Genomic DNA, 15,017 nt, shown 5'->3' with positions numbered 1-15,017 from the left:
TATGCCAAAGATTGTTATTTTGCCTCATGCGGACCTCTGTCCGGATGGCGCTGTTCTGGAAGCGAAGACCGGTGAAACCATTCTCGATGTTGCCCTGCGTGCAGGTATCGAAGTGGAACACGCCTGTGAAAAATCCTGTGCCTGCACGACGTGCCACTGCATCGTGCGTGAAGGTTTCGACTCGCTCGCCGAGAGCACCGAAGACGAAGATGACATGCTGGATAAAGCATGGGGTCTGGAGCCCGACAGCCGCTTAAGCTGCCAGGCAGCGGTGACCGACGAGGATCTGGTCGTGGAGTTCCCACGCTACACCATCAACCACGCACGCGAGCATTAATATGGGACTGAAGTGGACAGACAGCCGTGAAATCGGCGAAGCGCTCTACGACGCTAACCCGGATCTCGATCCAAAAACCGTACGTTTCACCGATATGCATCAGTGGATCTGCGATTTAGAGGATTTTGACGACGATCCCAACGCATCCAATGAAAAAATTCTGGAGGCGATTCTGTTAGTCTGGTTAGATGAAGCAGAGTAAATCACGTAACGGGCTGCCTTCAGGCGGCCCGTTTGCTAATAAGGATAAATAAAATGACCGAAGCGATGAAGATTACGCTCTCTACGCAACCCGCCGATGCGCGTTGGGGCGAAAAAGCCACTTACAGTATCAACAACGACGGTATTACCCTGCATCTGACGGGCAACGACGATTTGGGCCTGATCCAGCGCGCCGCGCGTAAAATTGATGGGCTCGGCATTAAGCATGTCTCTCTGGCAGGCGAGGGCTGGGACACCGACCGCAGCTGGGCGTTCTGGGCCGGTTATAAAGGGCCAAAAGGCACCCGCAAAATTGAGTGGGCCAACCTTGACGAAGCCGGTCAAAAAGAGCTGGAAAGCCGCCTGACCATTATCGACTGGGTACGTGACACCATTAACGCACCGGCAGAAGAGCTGGGGCCGGAACAGCTGGCACAGCGCGCCGTTGACCTGCTGTGCGGCGTGGCTGGCGACAACATGTCTTATCGCATCACCAAAGGTGAAGACCTGCGCGAGCAGAACTACATGGGCATTCACACCGTGGGTCGTGGCTCTGAGCGTCCACCGGTGCTGCTGGCGCTGGACTACAACCCAACCGGCGATAAAGACGCGCCAGTGTTTGCCTGCCTGGTCGGGAAAGGTATCACCTTCGACACCGGTGGCTACAGCCTGAAGCAGAGCGCGTTCATGGACTCCATGAAATCCGACATGGGCGGGGCGGCAACCATCACTGGTGCGCTGGCGTTTGCGATTACCCGTGGCCTGAAAAAACGCGTGAAGCTGTACCTGTGCTGCGCGGACAACATGGTAAGCGGTAACGCCTTCAAGCTGGGCGACATCATTCGCTACCGCAACGGCAAAAATGTTGAAGTGATGAACACCGATGCAGAAGGCCGTCTGGTGCTGGCTGATGGCCTGATCGACGCTTCTGCCCAGAAGCCAGAGTTGATTATCGATATGGCCACCCTGACCGGCGCGGCAAAAACGGCGCTGGGTAACGACTACCATGCGCTGTTCAGCTTTGATGACAAGCTGGCGGCCCGCCTGCTGGCAAGCGCCGCGGCAGAAAACGAACCGTTCTGGCGTCTGCCGCTGGCGGAGTTCCACCGCAGCCAGCTGCCGTCTAATTTTGCCGAACTGAATAACACCGCGAGTGCGGCATACCCGGCGGGTGCAAGCACCGCAGCTGGCTTCCTGTCCCACTTCGTTGAGAACTATCACGAAGGCTGGCTGCATATCGACTGCTCCGCAACCTACCGTAAAGCGGCAGTTGAGCAGTGGTCTGCGGGCGCGACCGGCCTGGGCGTGCGTACCGTGGCGAACCTGCTGACGGCTGAATAATCGTCATTGCCCTCACCCTAACCCTCTCCCACGGGGAGAGGGGATGGTTTGCTCCCTCTCCCTTGAGGGAGAGGGCCGGGGTGAGGGGGGGAAATGCATTATCTGGAATTGTTATGTCCGAAACCAAAAACGAATTAGAAACCCTGCTGGAACAGGCGGCGACCGAGCCCGCCCACCGTCCGGCATTTTTCCGCACGCTGCTGGAATCCACCGTCTGGGTGCCAGGAACCGCGGCGGAAGGTGAGCAGGTTGTTGAAGATAGCGCGCTGGATCTGCTGCACTGGGAGAAAGACGACGGCACCTCGGTGATCCCGTTCTTTACCTCGCTTGAAGCGCTGCAGACCGCCGTTGAAGACGAACAGGCGTTCGTGGTGATGCCGGTGCGCACGCTGTTCGAAATGACGCTGGGCCAGACGCTGTTCCTTAATGCGAAACTGCCGACCGGGAAAGAGTTCACGCCGCGTGAAATCAGCCATCTGATTGGTGAAGAGGGTAACCCGCTCAGCACCCAGGAAGTGCTGGAAGGGGGCGAAACGCTGCTGCTCTCTGAAGTGGCCGAACCGCCAGCGCAGATGATCGATTCCCTGACCACGTTGTTCAAAACCCTGAAGCCGGTAAGACGCGCGTTCCTCTGTTCGATTAAAGAGCAAGCGGATGAACAGCCGGTACTGTTGATTGGTATTGAAGCTGACGGCGATATCGATGAAATCATCCAGGCGGCGGGCAGTGTGGCCACTGATACGTTGCCGGGCGATGAGCCAATTGATATCTGCCAGGTGAAGAACGGTGAGAAGGGCATCAGCCACTTTATTACCGAGCACATCACACCGTTTTATGAGCGTCGCTGGGGCGGTTTCCTGCGCGATCTCAAAACCAACCGCATCATCTGATTACAGCGGGGTGACTGTCACCCCGTTGCTTCCAGCAGCAGTAAATCCATCAGCAGTACCAGATTCGACTCAAACGACGTCACCCCTGCGGCTTCCGCGGCGTAATGCACCGCCTCGTCATAGAGAGCGAAGTGCACGTCCGCCATGCCCGCCAGGGTATTGGCCGAGGCGCGGGTAAACGCGACAATCGTCATCCCGACGTTTTTGGCGATCCGCGCTTTATCCAGCACCTGCTCTGTTTCGCCGCTGCGCGAGACGGCAATAAATACCTGATAACGGGCGGCGTTACTGAGAAAGATGTTCCGGCTGTCACCCGGCCCGGAGATAAACGCGGTTTTCCCCAGCACCTGCAGTTTTTTGGTCAGGTATTCGGCAAACAGATAGGAAAACCCGGCACCGTAGAGAAAGAAGCTCTCTTTGTGACGCAGCAGGTCGGCAAACTGCAGACGCTTCTCATCGGTCACCCACTGGAATGTCTGCTGATAGTTGGCAATAAACTGGCTGAACAGCGCGGGCAACTGCGGAAGGGCGTTTCCTTGCGTCGTAATATGCGGCGTGTCGGTGAGGAGCTGTTTGCAGTGCCAGATAAACTCGCTAAACCCGCTGAACCCCAGCTTCTGACACAGCCGCATAATCGTCGCGGTAGAGACAAATGTCGCCTGTGCCAGTTCCCGCACCGTGATGTTACCCACCAACAGCGGATGCTCCGTGAGGTGGGCGAGTACGCGATACTCCGCGCGGGTCAGCGATTCCCCGCGCGTTAACAGCGTGGCCAGGCGGTTATCCATTATTTCGCGGGTTCAACCGGCAGGTCGTCTCGCGCACCCCACTCACTCCAGGCGCCGTCGTACAGCGTGACGTCGTTTACGCCGAGCGTGGCGAGCGCCAGGATCACCACGCAGGCCGTTACGCCGGAACCGCAGCTGGCAATAATCGGACGGTGTAAATCCACGCCCTGACGATCAAAAATCGCGCGTAGCTCATCGGTGGTTTTCAGCTCGCCCTCAAACACCAGATCGCCCCACGGCACGTTCAACGCCCCCGGAATGTGTCCGCGTTTCAGGCCAGGGCGAGGTTCGTCCGCTTCAGCGTTAAAACGTGCGGCAGGACGCGCATCGACGATTTGAGCAGTGTTTTCATGGCTGACGACCAGCACGTCGGTCAGGCGTTTCACCACATTTGCGTCAAACGTCGCGTCAAAATCCCCCTCCGGCAGCGTCACATCTCCCTGCTGCAGCGGCAATTCGTCGCGCTTCCAGCCAGCCAGACCCCCCGCCAGAATCGAGACTTTCTCGACGCCGAAGTTTTTCAGCATCCACCACGCGCGCGGGGCAGAGAAGAGGTTACCTTCATCATAAACAACGAGGTGTTTGTCTTTGCTGATGCCCAGCTCGCGCATCGCTACGGAGAAGGCTTCCGGGCGCGGCAGCATGTGCGGCAGAGAGGAGGTGTGATCGGAGAGGGCTTCGATATCAAAAAATACCGCGCCCGGCAGGTGCCCTGCGCGGTATTCACCGGGAACGTCACGATGCTCCTGGCCCGGAGGAGCCATACGCGCGTCAATAATCTGCACTTCAGGATCGTCGCCGTGCTCAATCAGCCAGTCGGCGGCGACAAAATATGAGGTGGACATGGGTTGCCTCCATTCTTTTCCGTAAAAAAGGATTGTCGGTGTTTTTTCTGACACCGACAAGCAAACCACGTTCAACTCGCGAGCAAGCCCCTATTTTTTCACCGCTTCGCCGTTCTGCCAGGCTTTTTGCAGCGCAGGCCAGTACTCGCGGTTAGCCTCGATCATCTCATCCAGAATCGCTTTCGCGTGCTCCATGGTCGGCACGGTGCGATTCAGGGTAAATGCCTGCAGCGCTTTCTCATAGCTCCCTTCAATGGTTGCTTCCACCAGCAACTGTTCAGAGGCGAGCTGCTGTTGCAGCAGCGTCTGATGGAACAGCGGCACCTGGCCCACGCGGACAGGCTCTGGCCCCTCGGATGTGATATAAGCGGGAACCTCGACGACCGCATCGTACGGCAGATTGGTAATTGCCCCGCGGTTTTCCACCATCACCAGATGACGGCTCCGCAGGTTGAAGGCCAGCGAGCAGGCGACATCGACGATAAACTCGCCGTGAACGCCAACGTGGAAGGCGTCCGGCAGGATCCCGGTACGCTTATATTCTTCGGCTGCGGCAAACAGCTTTTTCTCACGCCCGTTCATCACTTCGTTAGCGCGAGTGTAGTCCGGGTTCTGATGCTCGACAATCTGGTTCGGCATCAGGTAGTACTGCAGATACGGGTTCGGCAGATACTCCGGGAAGTTATCCATGATCGGCTTGATGTTGCGCCAGGTTTTCACCCACGACGGATCGGAGTGCTGCGGGTCGGTTTTGGCGGCATCTTCCGTCAGCAGACCAAACTTCGCGATATGTTTACGCAGCTCCGGCAGCTTGTCCTCGCCGTCCACCAACACACGGGTAAACCAGCCGAAGTGATTCAGCCCAAAGTAGTCCACCTCCAGCTTGCGGCGATCGACCCCCAGAATGGCTCCCATGTTACGCATTGCAGCAACCGGCATATCGCAAATATTCAGCACGCGGGCGTTCGGTCGCAGGCGACGCACCCCCTCTGCGACGATTGCCGCCGGGTTGGAGTAGTTTACGATCCATGCTTTTTCATGCGCGTAGCGATCCACCAGATCGATAAGCTCGACCATTGGCAGGATCGTACGCAGCCCATAAGCCAGCCCGCCGGGGCCGCAGGTCTCCTGACCAACCACGCCGTGGCGCAGCGGGATCTTCTCATCCTGCTCGCGCATTTTATACTGGCCAACGCGCATCTGGGCGAAGACGAAGTGTGCGCCGCTGAAGGCCACTTCCGGGTCATTGGTGACGGTAAATTTGATGCTCTGGCTGTGGTCGCGGATCACTTTTTCCACCACCGGGGCAATCGTGTTCTGACGCGCCTCGTCGATGTCGTAGAGGCGGATTTCGGCCAGTGGGAAGTCCTGCAGACGCACCATCAGGCTTTTCACAATACCTGGCGTGTAGGTGCTACCGCCGCCAGCAATCGACAGAATGAATGGGGGTGTAAACATCTTTAGCTCCTTTCAGAGAAACGTCTCAACGGCTTCTCGCATTTTTTTGACATGCAGCCCGTAGACCACCTGAACGTTGTTACCTTGTTTGATAATCCCTTTTGCGCCGGTCGCTTTCAGGCGCGGCTCATCAATGATGGCGACATCCTTCACCGTCACACGTAAGCGGGTGTAGCAGTTATCCACCACTTCAATATTTTCCCGGCCGCCCAGACCGACGACGATGGATTCACCCAGCCCGTCGTTATTGCCCTTCGCCTGGTACTCCTGTTTGCTGTAAAGGCGCGTCTCCTGGTCCTCATCTTCACGGCCTGGCGTTTTCATGTTGAAACGCAGGATCAGGAAGCGGAACACCACGAAGTAGAGGGCAAACATGATCAGCCCGACCACGATGTACATCGGCCAGTTGGACTTCTCCGTGCCGAGCGGCAGGTTGTAGAGAATAAAATCGATAATCCCGTTAGCGCCGATGGCGTGAACACCCAGCAGGGAGAACAGCATCATCCCGATACCCGTCAGCACCGCGTGCACCACGAACAGCAGCGGGGCGACAAACAGGAAGGAGAACTCAATGGGCTCGGTGACGCCGACCAGCAGTGAAGTGAGCGCCGCCGGGATCAGAATCGCTTTTGCTGCCGCTTTACGCTCCGGCTTTGCGGTCATGTACATCGCCAGCGCCGCCGCCGGCAGGCCAAACATCTTGCTGATGCCGCGCGCATCCCATACCACCGTGCTGCTGAGCTGTTTCACCTCCGGGCAGGCCATTTCCGCGAAGTAAATGTTGCGCGCGCCCTGATAAACCGTACCGCACACCTCTTGCGTGCCGCCCAGTTCGGTATACAGGAACGGGGTATAGACCAGATGATGCAGGCCGGTGGGCACCAGAATGCGCTCAAGGAAGCCGTAGATCGCCACGCCGAACGGACCAGAACCTTTGATGGCAAGCGCCATTGCGCTAATGCCGTGCTGGGCAAACGGCCACAGCTCGCTCATCACTACGCCGAGCAGCATGGAAACGGGCAGCATCACAATGGCGACAAAACAGTGACCAGAGTAAATCGCCATCGCGCCGTTAAACTGTACGCCGGAGTATTTGTTGTACAGGTATCCGGAAAGCGCGCCGGTCAGGATCCCGGCGAACACGCCCATCTCCAGCACCTGAACGCCCAGCACCATGGTCTGCCCGGCGGCTTTCATCTGTGCTGCGGGTGCCAGTTCGCCCTGAAGCTGTAGCGTGACGTTCATGGCGTTGATAAACACCACAAACGTTACCAGCCCAATCAGCGCCGCGTAGCCTTTGTCCCGTGTTGCCAGACCAATCGGGATGCCGACGGCAAACACCAGGGCCAGGTTAACCAGCACCGACACGGCAGATTTGGCGATCAGCTGGCCGATATTCTGGATCAGCGGATGGCCGAGAAACGGCAGATACTCGGCCAGGTTGCCATTGCCCAGCACATTGCCAAAGGCGATAAACAGACCGACGATCGGTAAAATAAGTACCGGTCCGTACAATGATTTTCCGAAATTTTGTAGGGCGTTCACGGCTCGTTTCATGGCTTTCTCTCTTATTGAACCGCGCACTCGGGGTGCGTCTTGAGCTTAAAACTAGCAGGCTCCCGGCGAGCTTATCCAGCTATCTTCTTGTTTTAAAAACAAATGACGTGAAAGGTAACATGTGACGTTTGACGTTGTGATCGGCGTAACATCACCACGTTGACGATGCGAGCCGCCTTCCAGATCCTAAAAATGGACTTTTTGTATTAACGAAACTTGCGGATAATACTTATCCGGAAGACGACCAACAGGCTCCATGGGCCAGGGACAAAGGATGAAACCGTTTCGCTTAGCCGCGCTCTCTCTTGCGCTGCTCACCACGTTTACGCTTGTCGGCTGTGATAACAGCGACGATAAACCTCAGGCTGCGGCTCCCGCGGCATCTACAGCAACCACACCAAAAGCGGCGGAAAAGCCAGACGCTGACAAGCTGGCAAAACTGGCGGCACAAAGTCAGGGCAAAGCGCTCACTCTGCTTGATGCCTCTGAAGTGCAGCTGGACGGCGCCGCCACGCTGGTGCTGACATTCTCTGTTCCACTGAATCCGGATCAGGATTTCTCGAAAACCGTGCATGTCGTGGATAAGAAAAGCGGCAAGGTTGACGGGGCGTGGGAACTGGCGCCAAACCTGAAAGAGCTTCGTCTGCGCCATCTGGAGCCTAACCGCAATCTGGTCGTCACCGTGGAACGCGATCTGCAGGGGTTAAACAAAGCGACTTTTGGCATCGACTACGAAAAAGCCCTGACCACCCGGGATGTCGAGCCGACGGTCGGCTTCGCCAGCCGCGGGTCACTGCTGCCGGGTAAAGTGGTGGAAGGCTTGCCGGTCATGGCGCTCAACGTCAATAACGTGGACGTGAACTTCTATCGCGTGAAACCGGAGTCGCTGGCTTCATTCGTCAGCCAGTGGGAATACCGTAACTCGCTGACCAACTGGGAATCTGACAATCTGCTGAAGATGGCCGAGTTGGTTTATACCGGTCGTTTCGATCTTAACCCGGCACGCAACACGCGTGAAAAATTGCTGCTGCCGCTGAAAGATATCAAGCCGCTCCAGCAGTCGGGCGTCTATATCGCGGTGATGAATCAGGCAGGGCATTACAACTACAGCAATGCCGCCACGCTCTTCACCTTAAGCGATATTGGGCTGTCCGCTCACCGTTATCATAACCGTCTCGATATCTTCACCCAGAGCCTGGAAAACGGTGCGGCGCAATCCGGTGTAACCGTCACGCTGTTAAACGATAAAGGGCAGACCCTGGCTGAGGCGAACAGCGATGCCGACGGCCATGCAAAGCTCGAAACGGACAAAGAAGCCGCGCTGATCCTTGCCAGTAAAGATGGTCAGACTACGCTGCTTGACCTCAAGCTGCCGGCGCTCGATCTGGCGGAGTTCGACATTGCTGGTAGCCCGGGCTACAGCAAACAATTCTTTATGTTTGGCCCGCGTGACCTCTATCGCCCAGGCGAAACGGTGATCCTGAACGGCTTACTGCGCGACAGCGACGGTAAACCGCTGCCCGCGCAGCCGGTGAAGCTGGATGTGCTTCGTCCGGACGGGCAGGTAGCGCGTACCGTCGTCGTCCAGCCGGAGAACGGTCTCTATCGCTTTAACTATCCGCTGGACAGCGGGGGGCAAACCGGCATGTGGCATATCCGCGCCAATACGGGCGATAACCAGCAGCGTCTGTGGGACTTCCATGTCGAAGATTTTATGCCAGAGCGTATGGCGCTGAATCTGAGCGGACAAAAAATGCCGGTTTCACCGCAGGATAACGTCGACTTTAACGTGGTGGGATATTACCTGTACGGCGCACCGGCCAACGGTAATGCCCTGCAGGGGCAGCTCTTTTTGCGTCCACTGCGTGAAGCGGTTCCGGCGCTGCCTGGCTTCCAGTTTGGCGATATCGCCGAAGACAACCTGAGTCGCAGCCTGGATGAAGTGCAGCTTACGCTTGATGAACAGGGGCGTGGGCAGGTCTCTACAGAAAGCCAGTGGAAAGAGGTGCACTCTCCGCTTCAGCTGATCCTGCAGGCCAGCCTGCTGGAATCAGGCGGTCGTCCGGTGACGCGTCGTGCTGAACAGGCTATCTGGCCAGCAGCCGAATTAACGGGTATTCGTCCTCAGTTCGCCAGCAAGGCTGTGTATGACTACCGCACCGATACCACCGTTAACCAGCCTATCGTCGATGAAAACGGCAACGCCAGTTTCGACATTGTCTATGCCGATGCCAGTGGGGCGAAAAAGGCTGTTTCCGGGTTACAGGTGCGCCTGATCCGCGAACGCCGCGACTACTACTGGAACTGGTCAGAAAGCGATGGCTGGCAGTCTCAGTTTGATCAAAAAGATCTCATTGAAGGCGAGCAGGAGCTGACCCTCAAGGCCGATGAAACGGGTAAAGTGACGTTCCCGGTAGAGTGGGGCTCCTATCGTCTGGAAGTGAAAGCGCCTGATGACATGGTCAGCAGCGTACGTTTCTGGGCCGGGTACAGCTGGCAGGATAACAGTGACGGCACGGGAGCAGCGCGCCCCGACCGCGTGACCCTGAAACTGGATAAGCCTTCTTACCAGCCGGGTGACACCATCCAGCTGCATATCGCCGCACCTGCCGCGGGTAAAGGCTATGCGATGATCGAATCCAGCGAAGGGCCGCTGTGGTGGAAAGAGATCGACGTTCCGGCCAACGGACTGGATCTCTCTATTCCGGTAGACAAAGCCTGGAAACGCCACGACCTCTATCTCAGCACGCTGGTGGTTCGCCCTGGCGATAAATCCAAATCCGCCACGCCGAAGCGGGCGGTTGGCCTGCTGCATCTGCCGATGGGGGATGAAAATCGCCGTCTGAATATCGCGCTGGATAACCCGCAGAAAATGCGCCCTAACCAGACGCTTTCCGTGAAAGTAAAAGCCAGCGTGAAAGAGGGCCCGGTACCACAGAAAGTGAACGTGCTGGTCTCCGCGGTGGACAGCGGCGTGCTGAACATTACCGATTACGTCACGCCGGATCCGTGGCAGGCCTTCTTTGGTCAGAAGCGCTATGGCGCGGATATCTACGATATCTACGGCCAGGTGATTGAAGGCCAGGGACGTATGGCCGCGCTGCGTTTTGGTGGTGACGGCGATGAGCTTAAACGCGGCGGTAAGCCGCCGGTGAACCATGTCACCATTATCGCCCAGCAGGCACAGCCAGTGACGCTTGATGCGAATGGTGAAGGGTCCATCACCCTGCCAATTGGAGACTTCAACGGCGAGCTGCGTCTGATGGCGCAGGCCTGGACGGAAGAAGATTTCGGCAGCAGCGAAAGCAAAGTGATTGTGGCCGCGCCGGTCATTACCGAGCTTAATACGCCGCGCTTCCTGGCAAGCGGCGATACCTCACGGTTGACGCTGGATCTCACTAACCTGACCGATCAGCCGCAAACGCTAAATGTGGCCTTAACCACGACCGGCAAGCTGTCGCTGGAAGGGGCACAGCCGCAGCCTGTCAAACTGCCACCGGGTGCGCGCAGCACGCTGTTTATTCCGGTGCGTGCACTGGAAGGTTACGGTGACGGCGAAGTGACGGCGCAGGTAACAGGACTTCAGCTGCCTGGCGAGACCTTCGCTCCGCAGCAGAAGAGCTGGAAAATCGGCGTCCGTCCTGCGTTCCCGGCGCAGACGGTGAATACCGGGGCCATGCTGAACCCGGGTGAGTCCTGGACTGCGCCAGGGCAGCATATCAACGGCTTCTCTCCCGCTACATTGCAGGGACAACTGCTGCTTAGCGGCAAACCGCCGCTTAATCTGGCGCGCTATATCCGTGAGCTGCAGGCATATCCTTATGGCTGTCTTGAACAAACCACCAGTGGCCTGTTCCCGTCGCTCTATACCAACGCGTCACAACTGAAGGCGCTTGGCATTAAAGGCGACACGGACGACAAACGTCGTGCTGCCATTGATATTGGCATCTCCCGCCTTCTGCAGATGCAGCGTGATGACGGTGGTTTTGCGCTCTGGGATAAAAACGGTCCGGAAGAGTACTGGCTGACTGCCTATGTCACTGACTTCCTGGTGCGTGCCGGTGAGCAGGGCTACAGCGTGCCGACGGATGCGGTCAATAATGCCAATAGCCGACTGCTCCGCTACCTGCAGGATCCGGGCATGATGTCCATCCGCTACAGCGACAATACTCAGGCCAGCAAATTTGCCGTGCAGGCCTATGCCGCACTGGTACTGGCGCGCCAGCAAAAAGCCCCGCTGGGTGCGTTGCGTGAAATCTGGGATCGTCACGGGCAGGCGGCTTCCGGTCTGCCGCTGATGCAGCTCGGTATGGCACTCAAACTGATGGGGGATGCCCCGCGCAGCCAGCAGGCGCTGGATCTGGCCCTCAAAACACCGCGCAACGACAGCAGAAACTGGATGGCGGATTACGGTAGCGCGCTTCGTGATAACGCGCTGATGCTCTCCCTTCTGGAGGAGTACAAGCTGCTGCCGGATGCGCAAAATAGGCTGCTGAATGCCCTGTCTGAACAGGCCTTCAGCCAGCGCTGGCTGTCTACGCAGGAGAGTAACGCGCTGTTCCTGGCCGGACGTTCGCTACAAACTCTGTCCGGAGCATGGCAGGCGGAAACCTCACTCTCGGGTAGCGCATTGAGCGGTGACAAGGCGCTGGTGCAGAATATGAATGGCGATCAGCTTGGTGCGCTGCAGGTGACCAACACCGGCACGACACCGCTGTGGGTGCGTCTGGATAGCACCGGTTACCCGGACTCAGCCCCTCAGCCATCCTCGAATGTTCTACAGATTGAACGCCATATTCTGGCAACCGACGGCAGTTCGAAATCGCTCTCTTCGCTGAAGAGCGGTGAGCTGGTGCTGGTATGGCTGGAAGTGAAGGCCAGCCAGGACGTGCCGGATGCGCTGGTGGTGGATCTCCTCCCGGCGGGTCTGGAGCTGGAGAACCAGAACCTGGCGAGCAGCAGCGCCAGCCTGCAGGACAGCGGCAGCGAAGTGCAGAACCTGCTTAGCCAGATGCAGCAGGCGGATATTCAGCATATGGAGTTCCGCGACGACCGCTTTGTGGCCGCAGTGCCGGTAAACAAAGGGCAGCCGGTTACGCTGGTTTATCTGGCGCGCGCCGTGACGCCGGGAACGTACCAGGTACCGGTGCCGTTGGTGGAGTCCATGTATGTTCCGCAGTGGCGGGCAACGGGTGCGGCCAGTGGCCCGCTGATTGTTGTACCGTAATATGTCAGTTGCACGTCTGATACGCTCCCGCTGGCTGTGGCTGGCGGGGGCGCTTCTCATTTTATGGGGGCTGATTGTCGCCGCCGACCGCCTCTGGCCGTTGCCGCTGAAAGAGGTTAACCCCGCCCGGGTGGTGGTGGATGAGAAGGGCACGCCGCTCTGGCGTTTTGCCGACAGCGAAGGGATCTGGCGTTATCCGGTCACGATTGAAGAGGTCTCTCCTCGCTATCTTGAGGCCCTGATCCAGTATGAAGATCGCTGGTTCTGGGAGCATCCAGGCGTGAATCCTTTCTCTGTGCTGCGCGCTGCCTGGCAGGATCTGACGTCCGGTAAGGTGGTCTCCGGGGGCAGCACGCTGACCATGCAGGTTGCGCGTCTGCTGGATCCGCATCCGCGCACCTTTGGCGGTAAAATTCGTCAACTCTGGCGGGCGATGCAGCTTGAATGGCACCTCTCCAAGCGCGAGATCCTCACCCTATACCTTAACCGCGCCCCGTTTGGCGGGACGCTCCAGGGAATAGGTGCTGCAAGCTGGACCTATCTGGGTAAACCGCCATCACAGCTCAGCTATTCCGAAGCGGCCCTGCTGGCGGTGCTACCTCAGGCCCCCAGCCGTTTACGCCCGGACCGCTGGCCGGCGCGGGCGGAAGCGGCGCGCAACAAAGTGCTCGACCGGATGGTAACGCAGGGCGTCTGGTCAGCCCGACAGGTTAACGAATCCCGTGAAGAGCCTGTATGGCTGGCTCCCCGGCAGATGCCCCAGCTGGCGCCGCTCTTCGCACGCATGATGCTGGGAAAAAGCCGTGATACCAAAATTGTCACCACTCTGGATGCCGCCTTACAACGGCAGCTGGAAGAGCTGGCAATGAACTGGAAATCCCGCCTGCCGGCGCGCAGTTCGCTGGCGATGATCGTCGTGGATCATACCAATATGAAAGTGCGCGGCTGGGTCGGTTCGGTGGATATTAACGATGACACCCGCTTCAGCCATGTGGATATGGTGAATGCGATCCGATCCCCGGGATCGGTACTGAAACCTTTTATCTACGGTATGGCGCTCGACGATGGATTGATCCATCCCGCTTCGCTGCTTCAGGATGTCCCCAGGAAAACCGGTGATTATCGTCCCGGTAACTTTGACAGCGGATTCCATGGGCCGGTGAGCATGAGCGAAGCGCTGGTGCGCTCCCTTAATCTGCCTGCCGTGCAGGTGCTGGAGGCGTACGGGCCTAAGCGTTTTGCCGGCATGCTCAGCAACGCAGGGTTGCCGCTTATTTTGCCTGCGGGGGCGCAGCCAAATCTGTCGTTGATCCTGGGCGGGGCGGGAGCGCGGCTGGCTGATATTACTGCTGCCTACAGCGCTTTTGCCCGCCACGGTAAAGCGGGAAGGCTGCGCTTACAGCCAGGTGATGCGCTGGTTGAACGTCCGCTGTTGTCACCCGGCTCGGCCTGGATTATTCGCCGTATTCTGGCGAATGAAGCCCAACCGTTACCGGATAACGCACTGCCGCAGGTAGCGCCGCTGGCATGGAAAACGGGCACCAGCTACGGCTACCGCGATGCCTGGGCCATTGGCCTGAATGCGCGTTACGTGATTGGCATCTGGACCGGAAGGCCGGACGGCACGCCCGTGGCGGGACAGTTTGGTTTTGCCAGTGCCGTGCCGCTGTTAAATCAGGTGAATAACCTGCTTCAGTCGCGCTCAACGATAGACGAAGCGCGCCTGCCACGCGATCCGCGCCCGGAAAGCGTCGGGCGAGGCGTGATCTGCTGGCCTGGCGGGCAATCGTTGCCGGAGGGCAGTGAAAACTGCCGTCGACGCCTGTCGACCTGGCTGCTGGAAGGTAGTGAGCCGCCGACGCTGTTGCTGCCGGAGCAAGAGGGCATCCGCGGGATCCGTTTCCCGATCTGGCTGGATAAAACCGGCAAACGCGTGGCGGCAGATTGCCCGGATGCCATAGAGAAAGTGCTGGACGTCTGGCCGTTACCCCTGGAGCCGTGGCTGCCCGCAGCGGAAAAAAGAGCGGCACGTCTTCCCGCACCCTCAACGGTTTGTCCACCGCTGGATGATAACAATGCGGCACCGCTAATGATTTCGGGTGTCAGAGAGGGGGCGGTCATTAAGCGTCTTCCGGGTGAGGAAAAAGTGACAATTTCCGTCACGACCAGCGGGGGAGAAGGGCAGCGATGGTGGTTTTTAAATGGCGAGCCTCTTGAACATAAAAATCGGAATTTTTCAATGCAGTTATCTTTGCCCGGTAAATATCAATTAGTTGCAATGGATGAGGCCGGGAAATTGGCTACGCTTAATTTTGAATTAAGCCGCTAACCCCTACTCCCTATTAATTAGCTTGATAATAATCAATGTTCGTT

At 57.9% G+C, this 15,017-nt stretch carries 10 protein-coding genes; 6 read left to right on the top strand and 4 right to left on the bottom strand.

The genetic code is table 11. The features are described from left to right. The first annotated feature begins 1 nt into the window (after position 1). From fdx to sseB, 4 genes are all read left to right on the top strand, one after another. Positions 2–337 (top strand): ISC system 2Fe-2S type ferredoxin, encoded by a 336-nt coding sequence (fdx, locus tag VF709_RS04980; protein WP_003860652.1) that lies wholly within the window; start codon positions 2–4, stop codon positions 335–337. 1 nt (position 338) lies between these two features. After that, positions 339–539, top strand: coding sequence for a Fe-S cluster assembly protein IscX (gene iscX / locus VF709_RS04975; RefSeq protein WP_003860650.1), 201 nt, complete (start codon positions 339–341; stop codon positions 537–539). A gap of 53 nt (positions 540–592) precedes the next feature. Next, positions 593–1,879 (top strand): aminopeptidase PepB, encoded by a 1,287-nt coding sequence (gene pepB / locus VF709_RS04970; protein ID WP_013098291.1) that lies wholly within the window; start codon positions 593–595, stop codon positions 1,877–1,879. Between the two features lie 113 nt (positions 1,880–1,992). Further along, positions 1,993–2,769, top strand: coding sequence for an enhanced serine sensitivity protein SseB (sseB, locus tag VF709_RS04965; RefSeq protein WP_020690031.1), 777 nt, complete (start codon positions 1,993–1,995; stop codon positions 2,767–2,769). Between the two features lie 17 nt (positions 2,770–2,786). Here sseB and VF709_RS04960 read toward each other — a convergent pair whose 3' ends face one another. The 4 genes from VF709_RS04960 to VF709_RS04945 all read right to left on the bottom strand — a co-directional run bounded on the left by VF709_RS04960 (position 2,787) and on the right by VF709_RS04945 (position 7,417). Further along, complete coding sequence (locus VF709_RS04960; RefSeq protein WP_013098289.1) at positions 2,787–3,557, bottom strand: MurR/RpiR family transcriptional regulator; 771 nt, start codon at positions 3,555–3,557, stop codon at positions 2,787–2,789. Then, positions 3,557–4,402 (bottom strand): 3-mercaptopyruvate sulfurtransferase, encoded by an 846-nt coding sequence (sseA, locus tag VF709_RS04955; RefSeq protein ID WP_038420386.1) that lies wholly within the window; start codon positions 4,400–4,402, stop codon positions 3,557–3,559. The genes VF709_RS04960 and sseA overlap by 1 nt, the downstream gene beginning before the upstream one ends. Before the next feature lie 90 nt (positions 4,403–4,492). Beyond that, entirely contained in the window at positions 4,493–5,860 is a 1,368-nt protein-coding gene (locus VF709_RS04950; RefSeq protein WP_023620126.1) for a 6-phospho-alpha-glucosidase, read from the bottom strand. 12 nt (positions 5,861–5,872) lie between these two features. Beyond that, positions 5,873–7,417 carry a PTS transporter subunit EIIC gene (locus VF709_RS04945; protein WP_045293487.1) on the bottom strand — a complete coding sequence of 515 codons (1,545 nt, stop codon included), beginning with the start codon at positions 7,415–7,417 and terminating at the stop codon, positions 5,873–5,875. Between the two features lie 274 nt (positions 7,418–7,691). On the opposite strand from VF709_RS04945, the gene VF709_RS04940 reads away from it, so the two are divergent. Next, the gene (locus VF709_RS04940; RefSeq protein WP_440230992.1) at positions 7,692–12,644 is read left to right on the top strand and encodes an alpha-2-macroglobulin family protein; all 4,953 of its coding nucleotides are present in this window, start codon (positions 7,692–7,694) and stop codon (positions 12,642–12,644) included. A 1-nt stretch (position 12,645) separates the two neighbouring features. Next, a complete protein-coding gene (pbpC, locus tag VF709_RS04935; RefSeq protein WP_045293483.1) occupies positions 12,646–14,973 on the top strand; it encodes a peptidoglycan glycosyltransferase PbpC in 2,328 nt (775 codons plus the stop codon). The last annotated feature ends 44 nt before the right edge of the window (positions 14,974–15,017 follow it).

The organism is Enterobacter sp. Lyrl_3, assembly GCF_051948675.1.
Lineage (GTDB): Bacteria > Pseudomonadota > Gammaproteobacteria > Enterobacterales > Enterobacteriaceae > Enterobacter > Enterobacter cloacae.
Note: the sequence above shows the minus strand (reverse complement) of the source record. Positions and strands in the feature narration are given on the sequence as shown.